The 19,198-nt window shown below is 53.4% G+C and carries 14 protein-coding genes; 6 read left to right on the top strand and 8 right to left on the bottom strand.

What is annotated here, in order from left to right:
* Positions 1 to 10: 10 nt before the first annotated feature.
* Positions 11 to 2,479 carry a DUF1592 domain-containing protein gene (locus tag SH528x_RS16345; RefSeq protein ID WP_442511588.1) on the top strand — a complete coding sequence of 823 codons (2,469 nt, stop codon included), beginning with the start codon at positions 11 to 13 and terminating at the stop codon, positions 2,477 to 2,479.
* A 122-nt stretch (positions 2,480 to 2,601) separates the two neighbouring features.
* Here the strand turns inward: SH528x_RS16345 and SH528x_RS16340 are convergent, their stop codons facing one another.
* A complete protein-coding gene (locus SH528x_RS16340) occupies positions 2,602 to 4,179 on the bottom strand; it encodes an alkaline phosphatase D family protein (protein ID WP_442511587.1) in 1,578 nt (525 codons plus the stop codon).
* Positions 4,180 to 4,488: 309 nt separating this feature from the next.
* The gene (locus SH528x_RS16335) at positions 4,489 to 5,112 is read right to left on the bottom strand and encodes a tetratricopeptide repeat protein (RefSeq protein WP_442511586.1); all 624 of its coding nucleotides are present in this window, start codon (positions 5,110 to 5,112) and stop codon (positions 4,489 to 4,491) included.
* 1,289 nt (positions 5,113 to 6,401) lie between these two features.
* On the opposite strand from SH528x_RS16335, the gene SH528x_RS16330 reads away from it, so the two are divergent.
* The 3 genes from SH528x_RS16330 to SH528x_RS16320 all read left to right on the top strand — a co-directional run bounded on the left by SH528x_RS16330 (position 6,402) and on the right by SH528x_RS16320 (position 9,667).
* Positions 6,402 to 7,172, top strand: a complete 771-nt coding sequence (locus SH528x_RS16330; protein WP_442511585.1) for a small multi-drug export protein — start codon at positions 6,402 to 6,404, stop codon at positions 7,170 to 7,172.
* A 91-nt stretch (positions 7,173 to 7,263) separates the two neighbouring features.
* On the top strand, positions 7,264 to 8,610 hold the full coding sequence (gene nhaD / locus SH528x_RS16325) for a sodium:proton antiporter NhaD (protein ID WP_442511584.1): 1,347 nt from the start codon (positions 7,264 to 7,266) through the stop codon (positions 8,608 to 8,610).
* A 55-nt stretch (positions 8,611 to 8,665) separates the two neighbouring features.
* Positions 8,666 to 9,667 (top strand): calcium/sodium antiporter, encoded by a 1,002-nt coding sequence (locus SH528x_RS16320; RefSeq protein ID WP_442511583.1) that lies wholly within the window; start codon positions 8,666 to 8,668, stop codon positions 9,665 to 9,667.
* A gap of 53 nt (positions 9,668 to 9,720) precedes the next feature.
* Here the strand turns inward: SH528x_RS16320 and SH528x_RS16315 are convergent, their stop codons facing one another.
* From SH528x_RS16315 to SH528x_RS16290, 6 genes are all read right to left on the bottom strand, one after another.
* Entirely contained in the window at positions 9,721 to 11,100 is a 1,380-nt protein-coding gene (locus SH528x_RS16315; protein ID WP_442511582.1) for an MFS transporter, read from the bottom strand.
* A gap of 95 nt (positions 11,101 to 11,195) precedes the next feature.
* Positions 11,196 to 13,820, bottom strand: a complete 2,625-nt coding sequence (locus SH528x_RS16310) for an efflux RND transporter permease subunit (protein ID WP_442511581.1) — start codon at positions 13,818 to 13,820, stop codon at positions 11,196 to 11,198.
* A 191-nt stretch (positions 13,821 to 14,011) separates the two neighbouring features.
* On the bottom strand, positions 14,012 to 14,476 hold the full coding sequence (locus SH528x_RS16305; RefSeq protein ID WP_442511580.1) for a hypothetical protein: 465 nt from the start codon (positions 14,474 to 14,476) through the stop codon (positions 14,012 to 14,014).
* 205 nt (positions 14,477 to 14,681) lie between these two features.
* Entirely contained in the window at positions 14,682 to 16,037 is a 1,356-nt protein-coding gene (locus SH528x_RS16300) for an MFS transporter (RefSeq protein ID WP_442511579.1), read from the bottom strand.
* Between the two features lie 369 nt (positions 16,038 to 16,406).
* On the bottom strand, positions 16,407 to 16,907 hold the full coding sequence (locus SH528x_RS16295) for a hypothetical protein (protein WP_442511578.1): 501 nt from the start codon (positions 16,905 to 16,907) through the stop codon (positions 16,407 to 16,409).
* 171 nt (positions 16,908 to 17,078) lie between these two features.
* Positions 17,079 to 17,255, bottom strand: a complete 177-nt coding sequence (locus SH528x_RS16290) for a hypothetical protein (protein WP_442511577.1) — start codon at positions 17,253 to 17,255, stop codon at positions 17,079 to 17,081.
* A 38-nt stretch (positions 17,256 to 17,293) separates the two neighbouring features.
* Here SH528x_RS16290 and SH528x_RS16285 point away from each other — a divergent pair, with 38 nt between their 5' ends.
* Both SH528x_RS16285 and SH528x_RS16280 read left to right on the top strand, forming a co-directional pair.
* Positions 17,294 to 18,028, top strand: a complete 735-nt coding sequence (locus tag SH528x_RS16285) for a YebC/PmpR family DNA-binding transcriptional regulator (RefSeq protein WP_442511576.1) — start codon at positions 17,294 to 17,296, stop codon at positions 18,026 to 18,028.
* Positions 18,029 to 18,427: 399 nt separating this feature from the next.
* Positions 18,428 to 19,192, top strand: a complete 765-nt coding sequence (locus SH528x_RS16280) for an SDR family NAD(P)-dependent oxidoreductase (protein ID WP_442511575.1) — start codon at positions 18,428 to 18,430, stop codon at positions 19,190 to 19,192.
* The last annotated feature ends 6 nt before the right edge of the window (positions 19,193 to 19,198 follow it).

Here is a 19,198-nt window from a genome sequence, read left to right as displayed (position 1 = left end):
AGTTTGGTCGATGCTATTTTCGTCAGCATTGATATTTGCGATGTCGTGCTGCGGGTGGGCAGCGAACGCCAAGGCAGAGAATCCCGCATTTGGTTTCCTGGAAAACTATTGCATTGAATGCCATACGGTCGACGATCCGGGCGGGCAGCGTGAGTTCGAAACGCTCGACTTTGCCAATACGCATCTCGATACACAAATCAAGATGCAGGAAATTGTCGATCAATTGACACTGGGCAGCATGCCGCCCGAGGATGCAGATCAACCGAGCGATTCCGAACGCGTGGCTGCGATCGAGCATTTCACCCGCGTGCTCGAATCGATGCGTGAAAAGTCCACTAGCACGGGCGGGCAAAGCGTGCTGCGACGATTGTCGCGTCGCGAGTACCGCAACACCATCGGCGACCTGCTGGCGATCGACATGACGATGTTTGATCCGACGCTCGAGTTTCCCACAGACAATTTGTCACAGCATTTCGACAACATCGGCGACACCCTAGTGACCTCGGGGCATCTGCTCGAAAAATATCTCATGGCAGCAGATCGCTGTGTCGAAAAAGCTCTCGTGGTGAACCAACACCCACAAACGAAAGAGTGGGTTTATAAGGACAATTTTATTCAGCAACCCGAGCTCAACCGCGCCCATAAACTAGCGTTCAACTATGAACACTTGGTGCTCTACGATCATCCGCTCAACAATAAACCCGAAGGAGCGTATGGGCATTTGCACCGATTCTCCGATGGCGTTCCGGTAGACGGCGTGTACGAAATCAAAGTGCTCGCTCAAGCACTGCATCGCGACACTCCTTACAACAAACGAACCATCTTCATCGATTTGGACGAGCCGTTTCGCATGGGGATTCGGCCAGGCGACACGTCGCTTGGCGATATGGTCCATACCCAGCCAATTCAGCCCAAGTTAGCCGAGAAGGTCATCGCCGACAATGAATTGAAGTGGTACACGTTTGAAATTCCGCTGGACCGTGGATTTGCTCCCCGTTTTACTTTCGAGAACGGACAACATGACGTACGCGGATCTTATTCGCGGGTGTTCCGAAATCACGTCAATACCCTGCCCGCGAACGTTCGTGGCGGCCGAGGAATCGTCGATTTCCGAAACGCGGTCATCAAACATGGACAATTGCCTCAAATTCGAATCGATGAAGTTCGAATTCGCGGACCTGTGAATGTCGATTGGCCAACGCAAAGCCAACAAAGACTGCTTGGGGGAAAGAGCTTTGACCCCAAACGAGCGTCCGAGCTAATTCAGAAATTTGCATCGCGAGCGTATCGGCGACCTCCCACGACGGAGGAGGTCGCTGGGCTGGTGGGGATTTACGAGAGTCGCGTCGCCGGTGGGCACACTCCGTTTCAGGCCTACAAAGACACGCTCAAGGCGGCCATGTGCTCACCAGCGTTTCTATACCTCAGCCCACCGCAGTCGGCGGAGGCAACCGCGTTATCGCAGCATGGTTTGGCTGAACGTTTGTCGTACTTCCTGACTTCGTCGATGCCCGATGATCGTTTGCGAAGCTTGGCGGACAAGGGCCAACTGGATGACCGGCAAACACTTAGCGCGGAGACCATGCGTTTGCTCGGCAGCAAGGCTTCGGATGCGTTTGTTGCCGATTTCATCGACAACTGGTTGAATCTGCGAGCCCTGGGCAGCATGCCGCCGGATCCCAAAGCGTCACGCGAGTACTACGCGGCCGGTTTGGAACCGGAAATGAAAAAGGAAACACAATTATTCCTGCGAGATTTGATCGACCGCAATGCGTCAGCACTGTCGTTCCTGAGTGCCGACTATTCGTTCGTCAATCGCGACTTAGCCAAATTATATGGCATCGAGGACCAAGTGCCCGTTGATGCTGCGGCCGATTTTCACCGAGTGGTTTTCCGCGACCCACGGCGTGGTGGGCTATTGGGTCAAGCCAGCGTGTTGACGGTGTCGGCCAACGGGATCGAAACCTCGCCGGTGATTCGCGGCGTGTGGTTGTTAGAGAATGTGGTTGGTACGCCGACGCCACCGCCACCGGACGACGTGCCGACATTGGATCCGGATGTCCGCGGTGCCAAATCGATCCGTGACCAGTTGGTCCGGCACAGCGAATCGGCTGCATGCAACTTGTGCCATCGCAAAATCGATCCGCTTGGATTCGCATTGGAAGGATTTGACCCGATCGGCCGCATACGCCAGCACTACGATGCACGCGGCAAACAAAAGATCGACACTTCGGGCGTCTTGCCAGGCGGCGATACGTTTTCGGGACCGGCAGAATTGCGACAGCGGTTACTCGAGCGAAAAGAGTTTTTCGTACGCACCGTGACCAATCGATTGCTCTCCCACGCACTCGGCCGACGCATCGAGTCGAGTGATCGAGCAGCGGTCGATGGCATCATCGGGCAAATCCAGGCGGATGACTATCCGATGGCCGATTTGATCGCGGCGATTGTCACCAGCGATCTGTTTCAACAGCGTTAGGAACGGGTAGCAGTTTACTGTCGTAGTGGACGAGGCGACGAGTCCTGCAACCCCGGGACTCGTCGCCTCGTCCACTACCGGTTGTGCCACTTACAGTTTGGTCGATGCTTAACCCGCGGAGCTTAAACCTGAACGGCGCCGGGTTTGCCGTTCTCGATTACAAACGACGCCTTCGTCTCGATAGGAGAGCCGGGTTTGTCGACGAACGGGGTGGTGCGGAAGTGAGACGTCCACGATTGGGGAGTGATGTCGCACGAGACATATCCGCGATTGGAGTTGTACCAGCGAACAAAGTCGTTTTGGGCCGCGGCACGTTCGAACTCGGGAATCACATTGCCGCCGTTGCCACCCGAGGTCATTGCGGTTCCCACCAATTCCGTCCCGACCAATGGTGAGTTGGGATCTTGGAAGTCGAGTTGCAGATCGTTGACCCAATTGACATGGATGTCACCCGTCAACACGACGGGGTTGGAGATCGCTTTTTCGTGAAAGAAGTTTAGCAACCGACGGCGGTTGATCTCGTAGCCTGGCCATTGGTCCATGCTGTAGCGATGATCGTCGCCTTCGCCGCGATTCAGCGGCGCCATCATGACTTGTTGGGCGAGAACGTTCCAAGTCGAAGGCGACTGGGCCAAACTCTGCATCAACCACTTTTCTTGTTGATCGCCTAGCATCGTCGTTTTTTGATCAAACACCTTGCCTGTCATCGGTTTCTGATGATCACCATTGGGTTGGTCGGTGCGGTATTGCCGGGTATCGAGCACATGGAAATTGGCGAGTCGTCCGTACTGGCAACCTCGGTACAGCTTCATGTTCGGCCCTTGCGGAAACGAGCTACGCCGCAGCGGCATGAATTCGTAATAGGCTTGATAGGCAGCGGCGCGACGCGCCAAGAAGGCTTCCGGCGAAATTCCGTCTTGTTCCGATACAAGGTTCGCGTAGTTGTTATCGAATTCATGGTCGTCCCAAGTGACCAGCCAAGGGAACAACCGATGGGTTTCTTGCAGCGTTTCGTCGAGTCGGTATTGAGAATAGCGAGTCCGATAATCATCGAGCGATTCAATTTCGCCGCCGATATGTTTGCGAGGACGATTGTCTGCTCCGCCGTATTCGTAAATGTAGTCCCCGAGATGAACGACAAGATCGAGATCTTCGCGTTGCATGTGGGGATAACCGTTAAAATAACCAGTCTCGTAATGTTGGCACGACGTGAAGGCAAATCGGACGCGGTCGGGTGTGGCATCGATGGCCGGAGCGGTGCGAGTTCGGCCTACGGGGCTGGTTTCGTTGCCAGCGTGAAAGCGATAGAAGTACCAGCGATGGGATTTCAGCCCGTCGACTTCGACATGCACCGAGTGCCCAAGTGCGGGAGTTGCAACTGCATCGCCATGACGCACGACATTGGTGAACGATTCATCCGTGGCGACTTCCCATCGGGTCCGCACTGATTTGTTTTGCATCCCGCCTTGTTCAAGCGGCTTTACCGCCAATCGCGTCCAGATCACCACGCCGTCGGGTGCAGGGTCGCCCGACGCAACGCCGAGCGTAAAAGGATTGTCGGCAAAATTCGGTTTCTCGGTGACTTCGCCTTGAGCACGCAGCGCAAGCGTTGGGATCGCGGACACGGCCGCCATATAACGCAAAAAGTCGCGACGCTCGATTCCATACATACGTTGCTTGGGTTTTGCAGTGGATGTCATCGGCAAAGATCCTTGGGGAAGGGATTGTGCGGAGGGCGGCAGGACATGAGGAATCGGAGGTCGACGCAGATACACGCCCCGGGGGACACCTATGATACAACAGTGCGAGTGGCCGTGCTTGAACGATTGCAATGATAAGAAACCCCGCACAACTGACACGTTTGCAGCGGGCATGGGTAACGAGCGCCGACGCCACTGCAAAACAAACTTTTCACACAAGTTTGTTGCACTCTTTATGTATGTTGACGCACCGGCCGCGGCTAATGCGCGGCTTCGTTACCTTGCCCCTGTTTTTGCTCTGGCTTTGAGTTAAGCAGCCAACTTGGGTGCCGTTGGTTTGGACGGCTTGCCATCACTTGGCAATTCGGATGCGACTTTTGCTTGCCCAATCGTGAATGGAAACTCGCCTAGTTCGAAGTCGATCGGAACTTGCGTGTTCGCCGGTTCAATCCGATTCCACTTCCAATCCAATCGACGCCAAAACGATAGCCCCTTGGCCCACTGCTGAATCGCTGCTTTCATACGTACAGCCGGCAAACAATCTCGATCCTGCAAGTCTTGCAGAATATCGAGTGCTCCACTGGGCGAGCCGTGCAGCAGGATCGCGGTAGCAAAATTCACTCTAAGTCCGTCGCTGGCATCCATTCGGATCACCGTGGTACCTGGATTCAGCGCTAGTCCGCGAAACAGTTTAACAGCGAGTGCGTGTTGATTGCTCCGCATCAAGCAAACGCCGAGCGTTTCCATGATCAACGGCGATCGAGGCAGCTTTTGTAGCCGATCACTCGCTTCCGCGTATTTCCCAAGTTCAATCAATCGGAAAATCGGGGCTGGTAGAATATCACTAGGTGAGTTTTTTTGCGTCGTCGAGTGCCGCTGGGAAACGGCGTTAACAACGGTTTGCATTGAAGAACGATGAACATTTTTTGACATTGTTGCACCTGGTGTAGGTTCCCAAGGCAATGGAAGCCTGGGAACGATAGAAATGAAAGCAGATAAACAGAAGGATCAAACGCAGCGGTTTTGTCCTAAATCTGCAATCGAATTCCAAGCACCACGAGTGTCGGTGAAGCCAAGGATCGCCGTTCCGCGACGACTTCGTCCGAGCAGAAAACAGGTTCGTGCCAAACGTCCAGTGGGGACGACGACGCGATTGTTTTTCCGGACTTAAAATCGCCTCGATAAACCGCCAGCGATTTGACGTCCCGCACACTCGCTAACGGCGACACAACTCTGTCGGGCGACGATACCGCGTTTTCGTGCTTCGACGGGGCTTCGCTTTTCCAGGCATTGACGGCCGGAGTGCAACAGCTGAGGCAAAAGAAAACGAAACCGCACAAGAGCGAGAGCTCTCGGGAACAGAAGCCAACACGGGGTCGGCGCGATTTCATTGTTTAAACGTCCACGATTGTCGAAGGGAGATATTTCGAAGTATTGCCGCGGAAGGAAAATTGTCAAGCGATGTCCAATCGGGAATGTTTTTAGAGACGACGGGATCCGCGATCAGAGTTCCTATAGTGCGATGATCCAATCGGACTTTCTCCGAAACATCCCTTGTTGAAAAATGGCCTGATGCGATAATAGCAGCTTGAGGTGTTCAAGGCTTCCTGGAGTTGTCTTACGTTCATGTCGTTCAACCGCCGCTGCGCGCGTGCTGCTATCGCGGCCACTCTTTTATTTTGTACCCTTTTAAGCTCCGCGGCCTTTCTTCTTGACTGCCGCGTCGACGTGAATCGCCATCACGATGTCGCGTCCGCTAGTTGCGTCTTGGGTGCGGTTTCTGACTTGGTTCCTCAGCCGTCATTGTCCCAAGCAGTGCAAGCCGAATCCGAGTCGGCTAATACAAAGTTGGACATGTCTTGGTGTTTCGACGGCCGTGCTTTTACAAGTCGGCTTCGACACGAAAGTCGCCACGTTGTTGCCGATAGCAGCCTTGTGAGGAAGTCGAATACTCTATTGAGTCTCGGCACCTCCCTACGGCTCTAATCATACCGCTCGGCACGCGAGTCCACCGCCGGATATCAATCGATGTGGCGATCTCCGTCGGGGAAACCGACCAACGTGCCCATGATGGTACTTCAGAAAATCCGTTTGCGATGGTGCCCATCGGTCTGGGCTGAATGCGAAACGATGGGCGGTTTCTGCGCCTCACGTTAGTGAACGATTCAATCGATTGTTGCGGCGATCGAATCCTCATTTGCAATAGGGAACATCCCATTACTGTGTCAGAATCGGAATCAATCGATCTTGTTCGCCTGGATGAGCTGATACACAAGGAGGTCGAGTTTCGTGGCGATCATCCTTGGATATGGGCGGCTACATTGCATGGAACATGGATCGTCAGTTTATCCCTGCTGTTTGCGATGTGGGTGTATGCCGGGTGGGAGTTCACGTCACGACTTGTCGTGAACGTATCGTTGGCGTTATGGCTGTTGGGCCGTTTCATCATTCTGTCGGGGACCGAAGGGGGTTTGCAGGACTTCGATGGCTCGATGTCCTCGTTCCAGCTCTTTGTATTGATCTGCTACCTTGATACGCTCACTGCGTTGGTTTTGGCTTTTCACATTGGATTCCTATTTCGTCTTCCGGTGATCGGACCTCGCGTCGCTGCCTTGGTTGCGGACGGACGGTTTATTCTCGAATCGCATCCTTGGATGCGTCGCACCACAAGCTTGGGACTAATTGTTTTCGTCGGCTTCCCGCTAGCGGCGACGGGAAGCGTCGGAGGTTCGATCTTTGGGCGACTGCTCGGGATGTCTCGGATTTCTACCTTTTTGTGTATTTGTATCGGAAGTTTGATCGGGAATGGGGCGATGTTTTGGTTCTCCGATGTTTTGGGGAATTGGGTCGACAAAGACCATCCGGCCATTCAATACGGGGGTATTATCGTCGTGCTGCTAATTGTTTTCATTCTGGAACGTCGCTACCAGTCACTTCGGAAGCAGTTTCTGCATCGCGAATCGGCCCCCTTGTCACCAGCAAATGAGACGTGATGAACTCGGCAGGAACAAATCCACAACCAATTGATGACGAAGTATGTCCGCTTCGTCACGGAACCTTTGTATTAATCGAAACCTCTTTCAAATGACCTATCTGATTCTCGCCATTTTCATCCTCGGATACTTGGCGATCGCGTTAGAACACACCTTGAAAATCAACAAGGCTGCTTCTGCGTTGTTGATCGGCGTCGTCTGCTGGGCCATCTATGTAGTCAATCTTGATCAGTTACTGCCCAGCGGAGCGATTCCAAGCTGGTTTCTTACCGAAGCCGCTGTGGAGAAGGTCGAGAACATCAACCAGACATTTGCGATCGAATCCCAGCACTTGCATTTGACTGGCGAGATCGCCAGCATCCTATTCTTTTTGATGGGGGCGATGACCATTGTTGAATTGGTCGACGCTCACGAAGGGTTTGCGATCGTCACGAATCGAATCCAAGGACGCAAGAAAAGCTCATTGTTGTGGGTCGTCGGCTTGCTCACTTTCTTTATGTCGTCGGTACTCGACAACTTGACGACCACGATTGTGATGGTTTCGCTGCTTCGCAAACTGATCCAAGATCGCGAGGACCGCTTGCGCTACGTCGGGTTGGTGGTGATTGCCGCCAATGCCGGAGGCGCGTGGACCGTCATCGGCGATGTGACGACCACGATGCTGTGGATTAAACACAAAATTGGCACCGTCGAAGTAATGTCGGAATTATTTCTGGGCAGTCTCGTTTGCTTGTTGGTTCCGCTGATTGGATTGACGTTTTTGATGCGAGGTAAATTGGGCGAGCGACCGAGCGAAGATAAGACGATTGAAATCGATATTCGTCCCTGGCATCAATGGTTGTTTCTAATTCTTGGCTTGGTGGGATTGATCAGCGTTCCCGTGTTCAAAGCGACCACTCACCTGCCACCCTACATGGGAATGATGCTCAGTCTTGCGGTGCTCTGGATCGTATCGGAGCTTGTCAGTCACACGATGGATGAAACGACGCGATCGAGCACCGGAGTGTTGGCAGTGCTCCGCCGCGTGGACATGTCTAGTATCCTGTTTTTCCTCGGCATCCTGTTGGCCGTCGGTTCGCTTGGTGCGATGGGGATTTTGGAAAATGCCGCTCGTTGGCTTGACGAGACGCTCCCCAACCGAGAAGTCGTCGCGGTCGCGATTGGATTGGTGTCAGCGGTTGTTGACAATGTTCCGCTGGTTGCCGCCGGCATCGAAATGTACTCTATGCCGATCAACGACGATTTTTGGATGCTGCTAGCATATTGTGCCGGCACCGGCGGAAGTTGTCTGATTATAGGATCGGCCGCAGGCGTCGCGGCAATGGGACTCGAGCACATCGACTTTGTTTGGTATCTGAAGAAGGTGGCTCCATTGGCCGTTGCAGGTTACATCTCCGGAGTTTTCGTCATCCTGCTGCAACGTCTGCTATTGAATTAGCAAAGCGTTCGGTCGAATGTTTTTGTAGCTGTTCCTTCTTTGTGGGATCCGTCTAATGAGTGATATGGTTATGGAGTGGCTAAAGATTGGTGGAGGTTTACTGTTGTTGGTCGGCGGAGGTGAATTGCTGGTCCGAGGTGCTTCGCGACTAGCCCGTTACATACGAATTTCGCCGCTCGTTATTGGTTTGACCGTCGTTGCATTCGGCACCAGCGCCCCCGAGCTCGCCGTGTCTGTCCAAGCCGCCATGGCTGAGAACGCGGATATTGCGCTCGGAAACGTTGTTGGTAGCAACATTTTCAATGTGCTCTTCATTCTGGACGTGTCGGCACTGATTGTACCGCTGGTCGTATCCAGTCAACTCATCCGCTGGGACGTGCCGGTGATGATCGCGGCATCCCTCTTGCTGATCGCGTTCGGGTGGGACGGGTCGATTGTCCGTTGGGAAGGCATCGTACTGTTCTCTGGGATCATCGCTTACACCTACTGGTGTATTCGTCAAAGCCGCCACGAAAGTCGTGCGGTTGTCGAGGAATTTGATCAGCAATTGCCGACCGAACTGGAGCATGAAAAAGAGTCCGCGCGTACTTTGTGGCTGAATCTCGGATGGATCGTCCTTGGGTTGGTATTGCTCGGGTTTGGCTCGACCCTATTGATTAGTGGTGCGGTAAAGGTTGCCGCCAGTTTGGGCGTGAGTGAACTTGTCATTGGTCTCACTATCGTTGCGGCGGGAACCTCGTTGCCCGAGGTGGTGACATCAATCACCGCCGCGATTCGCGGTGAACGCGATATCGCGGTTGGGAATGTGGTGGGAAGTAACATCTTCAACATTCTGTGTGTCTTGGGTTTGTCCAGCGTAATCGGCCCGACGGGGATAACCGTTAGCGACTCGGCTCTTGCGTTCGACATTCCGGTCATGATCGCCGTTGCCTGTGCCTGTCAGCCTATTTTCTTCACAGGGCGAGTGATTTCCCGCTGGGAAGGTGCCGTCTTCCTTTCTCTTTACATCGCCTATACCACATACTTAATATTCAACGCGACAGCGGCGTCGGTTTAGCAGCAAGCGAAACGGAGGTGTGCGCTCGCAGACGATGGGTTGGTTGGTTTGCCTTACAGGTCTTCGGGTAGCGGCTGATCCTTTGTTTCGGGCAGGAAGGCAACCGCGACGATCCCCAACAGAAAGATCACGCTCATATAGCTCGCCGCGTCTCGCAGGGCATCGATCCGCTGCTGGGCCACCGCATCCTGAGGAACTAAAAACCATTGTAAATATCCCAGCGTGACGGGACCGCTGGCGGCCAAAAAGCGACCAACGTTGTAGCAGAAACTGGTTCCCGTGCTCCGTAGCCGAGTGGGAAACAATTCAGGTAAATAGATCGCAAAAAGCGCAAACAGACCTAATTGGCAAAACCCCATCAAGCCACTTTTCCAAATGTCATTGATGCCGCTGAAGGTTTGGAAGTAGGCGATCGTCGTCAACATTGCAGCTAGGTATCCGATCACAAAGGCAGGCCTGCGTCCAATCTTTTGCGTCAACCAAGTAAAGCAGAGCATGCCGGCGAATGCACCAAGATTCTGGACGATCATATTGACTGAAACCCAGTAGCTTCGCTCCCCCGCGATCTCACTTTCGGAGACACCCGATTGGCGAAGAGAATTGCTAATGACATCTCCGACTAATTCGGGGCTAAAGAATCCGATTCCCCACAAGCCAATCACACCAGCAACGCACAACATCATGCCGAACAACGAATGCTTTCGCCAACGCGGATCGCTTAACATCGACGCATAGGATCCGAATCGCACCCCGGTTGCTTTGCCCGCCTGTCGCGCGGCAACCCATTTTTCCGGTTCTTTCAATCGCATTTGAATGAACACGCACAGTAGCGCAGGAATGGATCCAACCAGAAAAATTACTTTCCAACTATTCTCGGGCGAAATATTTCCTGCCACGACCATTTTGCCGATGACCATTCCAATGATTGCAGCAGTCACGTTGCCAACGGCGGATAGGGCTTGCAGCGTGCCCAGCGCTGCCGTCCGTGCCGAGGCGGGAACGGTATCTGCAACCAAGGCGACGGCCAAACCAAATACCCCTCCGACACCCAAACCGGTGAGGAAGCGGAACATTGCAAAATCGATCCAGCCGGTAGATAACGCCGACAATCCGGTGCAGACCGAATACATCAGCACGCTAATTGTCAGCGTCCGAGCTCGACCTATCCGATCGCCGAGTGATCCAAAGATCAAACCGCCCGTCGCCCATCCAATCACAAATATCGATGTGGCGTAACCACCGTAAAGTTTTATGTCCGTCTGCCCAGTGCCCGGCGGCATCAGTGACGTGATCGCATCATTGCGAGCAATCAGGAATAGTTGTTGATCCAAACAATCGAACAACCAAGCCAACGAAGCGACGACGAAGACAAACCATTGATAGCGATCAAGTTGTCTCCACCAAGGCATCGTCGACAAAGTGGGATTGGACATGGTTTACCTTGTAGTTCAATATGTTTGGGATGAGGAATGATTTGATTGCTTGTCGAACGCGTTGCTTAGCATAATGTGCAGCGGATGCTGTTTTTTTACGATGCCACCGTGGTGACGTTGGACGTCCCAGCGGAGGCGGGATTTTGCAAAGACTTTTGCATAATCGTATCTGTATTCTTGTAAGAAGGCTTGAAGGCTCGCCCTAATGGTCCCGCCAAAATCGCAGGTAACAACAAGAGTTCGGCAATCGCTCCGGCAAACAGAATCACAAGCATCAGATAACCGAACTGCTTTGTCGGCGAAAAGGTACTGACCATAAACACCGACAAACCTAGACCGTTGATTAGCGTGGCCTGCAATGTGGGGGTCGCGCAGTGATGATAGGCACTGCGAATGGCGTTCAGACGATCGCCATCTCGATTCAAACTGACTCGGAACCACGTCAAGTAATGAATCGTGTCATCCACTGCCACCCCTAGCGCGATACTCGCCGCCATCATCGATCCGATTTCTACGGGCTGCCCGAGCCAGCTCATCCCGCCAAAGACGACCAGCACCGGAAGCACGTTGGGAAGCATCGCGACCATGCCCGCGAAGAAGCCTCGCGAAACGAGCATCAATAGCGGAGTGATTGTGAGAAACGACCAAACGGTACTGCTGATCAAACTGCGAAGCAGCGCCGTTTGTGCTTTATATACAATCGGCACAACACCAGTGTACACAGTTGTAATCGCAGGTTGAGCGGAACGGGCCGAGACATGGTTCACTTGTCGAATCGAACCAGCCGCCTTCTCATGATTGGCGCCGGATTGAGTGATTACCGGATCAACCAAAGCTTTGAGTGATTCCGTAAACTGGCCGTAATCAACGTCTTCAAACGCCGCCACGCGAAGGCTGATTCGCCAAAGCTCGCGGTTCGACTCTTTGTCAAAAGTCATATAGCCGCTTCTGGAAAGAGAATCGTAGGCATGCTCCAACTTTCGGTTCATCAATTTTCGTTGAACAAACGACCCCATACTTCGGTTTTGACGTGGGAGCGGTGGAACAAACGTCAGCGCTGACATGGTAGGGCCGATCACGTTGTTGCCGTGAGGACCAAACTTTTGTTCAATCGTTCGCTGAGTGTTCGCAACGATATTCATGCGTTCAAGTAGGGTCCATTCCGCTTGCCCATCCGATCCGTTCGAAGTCGATTCGCCCGTTTTGGCAATCGATTCAGAATCAAATCCCAACACAATCTCAACTGGAACCAACGGGCCAAGGTTTGCTTCGATCCAGCGGTAGTCCTTCAGAATCCTGGCTTCCTGACCGAACAGTTTCATCAAGTCAATCGATGTGCGGTAGTAGCGCAGCCCGCTGACAAGCCCCACGATCAACACTAGGAATGTGATCGTGACCAAAGCATGGTGTCGCAGGATCAGGTCGCAGAGCCCATCCCAAAACCTTTGCATCCGGCCATCTAATTTGGGCACTGAGGTCTGACGGGATTTCGACTTGCTTTTGGCTTGGATCGAGGCCACAGGTAGCTTGCCAGGCCACATGTACAGCGCCGCGGGTAAGAACAGAAACAACACAATCAACATTTCCATCACGCCGATTGCTGAGTAGAAGCCAAACTTTTGGATCGGAGTCAACTCACTCGCACACAGAGACAACAGGCCAAAGGCGGTTGTCAGCGAACACAACACGGCCGGTTTCCAGCCCATCGCGATTGCCTTACCCGGCGCCGCCTCCGGCCCCACATCGCCAATGGCGTCGCGGTAGTAATTGATCAAGTGAACCGCGCCCGAGATTCCGAGCACATAAACGAGCGCAGGCATCGAAAGCACGATCGCGTCCGTATTGGTTCCTGCGATCCACAACGAGGCAAGTCCTGCAGCAGCGCTTAAGATGCCGCAGCTAAAGACAATACACGTCAAGCGAACGCTGCGTAGCGACCACCAAGTCAGCGTTAAGCCAAGCAGCCCCGAAAGTCCGGCCAGACGGATCAGCGTTCGTTCGCCTTCTTCGTCAATGGCCACGTTGTCGACGGGGGGACCGCCAAGTCGTGCTTGATCGACATCAATCTCACAACTTTCTAACGCCGTAAACAACACGCCGGCTGGGTGATGAAATCCGAGCGGTCCGACCACCGGTCTCGCTAACACCTCACGCAGGTTCGGTAGTGCTGCGTCAGACAACGTGATTAACAAACATGTCTGTTGACGATCCGGGCCCAGAAACGAACCGACCAGTCGCTGCTTTGCGATGTCGAACGGAATCCCCGACGCCGTTTCGGACAGATATTCGAGCAGTCGAGGTCCCGTATAGATTGATTTGAAGTAGTAGCGATAAGGTTGTGCATCTTGTTTTCCGCCGACTGGTGAATCCGAGATCAACAAATTGGCGAGTTGATCGATTCGCGGGTCTGCCGGTACGCTGCCATCTTCGCTGATCGCCCCTTCAATCGTGCAGCCTTCCCAACTGAGCACCACAAACTGGTCACCCGCAAAGTGCTCGCGGTACCAATTCAGCTCCTCGGTTTCACGAAAGGCGGCCGGCAACCAATCGCCCACTTGGTTGTTATTGCTCTGAACCGCCCGTGCGGCGCCGTAAAACAAGACCGGCGTTGCCAGGAAAAAACAGAGTAAAATCCCAAACGACATTCGACCGAACCATGTCTTGGGCTGTGGTAGCGAATGTTTTGAGGAACGTGATTTTAAATGCGTGGATCGACTCATGGAAATTTTTGATTTGGCCAGCGCGACCCACTTCTAGCCTCTGAAGTCCCCATGGGGCCAGAGATTATTCGTAGTCGCTGCAGAGCAAGTCTCGCTCGAGAAAGATTGCAGATAGAAAAAAGACGTGACACACCGATGCTCTGACTCAAACAATCTGTCCGAACATGGCACCGACCGAACCGGTGTGAGCACTAAACCTGCAAACGAATACGCAGCGAATGGAGAGAGGCTGGCGAGTGGAGCAGGCGTGACGCCTGGGCGACCGTCCAATGTGGAAGTAGTCGCAGTTCCGACAAACAAGCAACGTCCAATAGGTGTTCGTCATACGAAGCGTTAGGCTTCGAATGCCAAACCGTGCTCAAGGGCAGGGACGTCGTCAAGGCAAACATCGGTAATCGCGATGGAATGCCAAGTTCCAACTTCGATCCCGCATCCAATTGCGGTACTGACTGCGGGGATGCGGAAACGGAATCGAATTCAGTGTATTCCGTGGATTTTAACTCAAACGGCAACCCATGGACGGCGTGTAGCGTTTCCGTCTTTGCGATATTGGCCGCGCTTTTAACCTCAGTCGATAGCGACTCGATGTCCATCGTTTTTGGAAGTAACGACAGCAAAGCGATCGATGCAAGTAACAGAAACTGCCAAATTTTCATGAAGGAAGAGAGCCCATCAGCTCCACAGCACCCAGAGTCTGCTAGTTTGATTCTTTCCCATAGTCTCAACCCATATGAGTTGAGGCCATATGAGTTGAGGCCATCCGAGTTGAGACCATCCGAGTTGACAAAGTGCACAGATTGAACCGGCAAGTCAGAAATTGAATTAAGCTCGTCACATTCTATCCTCGTTTGTCGAAAGCCGTCAGCCATTTATTTCAGAATCATAGTCCGAATCTTCGCAACTGGGTTCCGGCAGCCAAAAACTGAGTAGCAGTGCCATTGAAAAGGCAAACAGGGCGACCGCCGCAGCAGCGAGTGCCGTCGATCGGTCGGGCATCATCGTTGTCAACCAAGTCGTCAAGAGTGCAAATGAAGTGCCGATCATGCGTCCACCAATATTAGCGGCAAAGCTTTCGCCCGTACCTCGTAAATGAATCGGATAGACACGGGGCAAATAGTTGCCCCAGAAACTAAATTGCCCCACGGTAAACACTCCCGCCGCGAAAATTCCCCATTTCAGCAACTCGAGATCCTCGCGTGCCGGATAGAAGAACACCAGCGGTACAATCACCAGCCCTGGAATCAAAAAAATCCGCAACAATGTTCTACGGCTGACGATATAGATTGCCAAAACCGCCAGCAGAACGCGTCCCGCCAAGCCACCGACCTCTTGGTAACCGTTGACGTGGGCCGCGATCTCTTGCGCTTCCTTTTTCTGAATGGCAGGCGGCTTGTCCGCCGTCTGTTGGATCACTTCGGGCAGCAAAGGGACAATCCGAGGAGTGTGCTGCAAGGCACCAAAAGCGACCCCGTAACTGCAAGCAAACATCAACGTTGTAATGATTGTGGTGCGGCGCAGCTTAGGCCCGAACAGTTCACGAATACTCGGCCGCTGCAACGTGCCAGCCGCTTTCTTTTCGGCCCATTGCGGAGACTCAGGCAAAAACGGGCGAATGATAATCAATGGCAATGCAGGGATGACACCTGAAATTAACGTATAACGCCACGCTTCATGACCTCCGAGGATGGACGGCAAACTATCGCCGTAACGGATCGCGATAAAATTGGCACCCGTTACCAAGACGCCACCCAACGAGGAGAACGCCTGGGTGAATCCCAGCACCGCTTCGCGTTGTTTTGGCTGAGGAAAGAGCTCGGAAAGCCAAGCAACCGCGGCTACAAATTCGACACACACTCCGATGAACGTCGTGCAACGCAAAAACAAAAGCATTTCGATCGAGGTTGCAAAACCGGCTGCGAACGCTGAAACCGCGTACAGCAAAATGCTGTACGTTAACACGCGGCGGCGACCCCACAGGTCCGTTAAATATCCGCCTAGCAGTCCAAAAATACCGCCAGCGATTGCGGGGACGAAAAACAGCATCCCGACCCAATATTCAAACTCGGGGGATCCAGGGCTGGCACCCACCAATTCGGCGAGAGCGGGTCGCACGATCAGCGGCAGCATCAGCAGTTCATAGATATCGAATGCAAACCCAATGGCGGCAATCGTACAAACCGTCCATTGGACCAAGCTCAGTCGGTGCGTGATCAACATTTCACCCGGTGGCAAGAATTACCGTGACTATCAAACGAGGGCGAGCACAGTATCCGATCGGGATACGGCTCCGCACAATAGCCCCACCGCAAAAGAAAATCGTCGTAGATCCGACACGGTTCCACCCGAGATTTCCCAATGCAGTTCACGGTTACTTATTACGGTCGGTACCTTGGAATCGGCCTTTTCATCAACGGCGAGATGAAAAAAGGTTCCGCAGCGAACCTCGTTTTCCGTAGCACGCCATCGGCAAACAATTCGTCGGTGGCGACTTGCCATCACTGGCGTCCAGCTGAGTTACGACGATCGAGGTCGCGATTTCAACACCTTTAAAAACAACCGACGTCTTAACAGAAGCTTGTCGCTGCACTATTCTTCCAACACAGTCTTTAGCACGCGGTAGGCTTCGATGCTTTCTTCGACATCGGACTTCCCACCTGCTTCCTCGACGTGTTGCAGAATCAGTAGCAAGTTTTCCGAACCACCAGCCGCCACCACTGCGGCCTTCAGGTTTTCGAGTTGGTGTTCCGACGGAAGACGCGATCCATTTTTCGCTGCCGCCCCTGACTTTTTTGCCCGTGCCGGAGTTTCCTTTTTCGCGGGACTCGCGGGGGGATCCGACTTTGCCGCCTTGGACGACGTCTCTTTTGCTGGTTTCGACTTGGCAGCGGGCGGCTTACTCGCCTGGTCCTTACTCGCCGATTCCTTGCTTGCCGATTCCTTGCTTGCCGATTCCTTGCTTGCGGACTCTTTGGTCTTCTCTGCCTTTGTGGGTGCTTCGTTTACCATAGCTTCTGGTTGACCGTTTGGTTCTTCCACTGCAGCATCGTTTGTTGCGGGAACGTCCGTCTTCGTTTCTGGTTTCGGCATAGAGAGTTGATTCAAATCAAATTTTTGAGAGAAAGAAATGGCGATCAATGGATTGTCTTGACGCAGCGGTCAAAAACTAGCATTGCGGGGTCGCCGACCATGGACAAATCGGCGTTTGGTGTTCGAGGTATATCTATACCAGGGTCGCGACTTGGGCCAACATCAATGCGATTAAAGTATCGATTTTTTCGGACCGAACCCGTTCGCTTTGAACAAAGCCCGCTGGAATCGCGTCGAAGTTTCTGGAATGATATTCCCAGGGTTTTGCTCGATGGTCGCTAGCATCGTGGTCCTGTCGGCAAAAATCACCTGAGCATTGGCAGTCAAATGCGAGTAAAACGTGCTCATTTCCATTATTCCACGCAATCATTCACGAGATAAACGCAATGGGCAGAAGCTTTGAAGTCCGCAAAGTGTCAATGGCCAAGACGGCGGCCCAGAAAACAAAAGTTTATTCAAAATACGGCAAGCAAATCTATGTGATGGCGAAAAACGGTGGGGGCCCCGCCGCGAATTCGTCTCTGCGTAGCTTGATCGAAAAGGCCAAGAAAGATCAAGTGCCCGCTCATGTGATCGACAAAGCACTCGACAAGGCTAGCGGAGTTGGAGGCGAAGATTATGTGGCCGCTCGCTACGAAGGGTTTGGCCCCGGTGGATGCTCGGTCATCATCGATTGCTTGACGGACAACAACAATCGCACGATCACCGATGTTCGCAATTGCTTTACCAAGACAAGCTCCAAATTTGGAGCCCCAGGATCGGTGGCCCATGCGTTTGAACACCTCGCCATTCTGTCCTTCAAGGGTGACAGCGCCGATCAAGTGCTCGAAACCCTATTGATGGCAGACGTCGACGTGACCGATGTCGAATGCGAAGACGGCCAAGTGACGGTGTTCGCACCGACCACTGAATTCTACAAGGCCAAGCAGGCGTTGCTGGACGCGAAGCCGGAAACCGAGTTCGATGTCGATGAGATCACCTTCGTGCCTCATACTCGAACCGAGATCCTTCCCGAAGATTTGCCAATGTTTGACAAATTCATCACCATGCTAAACGATTGCGACGACGTTCAAGAGATCTATCACAACGCGATCTTGCCAACTACCGACGAGTCTTCTTAAAACCGTCGTGCGCTGTCCAGCTGCTTGGAATGCCCTGTTTGATGTTCCAGTAGAACGAGGATAATGAACACCACGCCGCCGGTTGCGATAGAATGAATCGTGTAGTGGGCTACAGCGCACTGTCGCTGTCGGTAAGCAGGTGTTTTTCGGTGTATTAGCCGTTTTGACGCTTGCGGGCTGTTGATTTAAACGAATTGCAAATCGCTGTGGTGAGCCGTGGGCCGTAAGGCACCGGGTAATGCGCGGGACCCGGCCGCTCACGCATCACGGCTCACTAATCCAACAGCCCGCTAGCGACGGTTCCGTTAGAATGAAACCGCGGAGTGGGCTTCAGTGCATTCTCTTTGTCGCTGTTGCTAAAGCGTGGCTCCCGCTCGATAGCCCGGAGGATGTTTCATCATGCGAATCGAAAACTCATGTGTGTTGGTGACCGGTGGCAGTTCGGGTTTGGGCGCTGCATGTGTTGCTAATCTGCTGCGTCAGAACGCCAATGTCGTCATCGCCGATTTGTCGGAACCTGCTGAGTCGGTCCTTCAAGAATTCGAGGGGCGGGTCGTCTTTGCCAAAACAGATGTCTGCGACGAGACTGAATTGCGTGCGGTCATTGCGGCGGGTGAAGATCGCTTCGGTCCGCTGCAAGGCGTCGTTACTTGCGCCGGGGTGTTGCACGCCGAGCGATTGCTTCCACGTGATGGCGTTGCATCTCTCGATGCGTTTCGCCGCGTCATCGATGTCAATTTGATCGGAACGTTTAACACACTGCGACTGTGCGGTGAGGCGATTGCACGTCACGATCCTAATGCAGAGGGGGAACGAGGCGTGATGGTAATGACGTCGTCCGTGACGGCGTATGAAGGCCAAATTGGTCAGGCCGCCTACGCCGCGTCCAAGGGGGCGGTCGCGTCGTTAACCCTACCGCTGGCTCGTGAGTTGAGTCAGCACGGAATTCGTGTTGTCTCGATCGCTCCCGGTGTGTTCGAAACGCCGATGATGCAGGCCGCTCCCGAACGAGTCCGCCAGTCACTGATCGAGCAAACGGTCTTTCCGAAGCGGTTGGGACATCCCGACGAATTTGCGGCCTTGGTTTCTCATGTCTTCCAGAACACGATGCTCAATGGATGCACGCTGCGACTCGATGGTAGTGTGAGATTGGCTGCGAAGTAGAGCACT

Origin of the sequence: Novipirellula methanifontis, assembly GCF_052161655.1 — a bacterium.
Lineage (GTDB): Bacteria > Planctomycetota > Planctomycetia > Pirellulales > Pirellulaceae > Novipirellula.
This window is presented reverse-complemented; position numbering and strand designations above follow the sequence as displayed.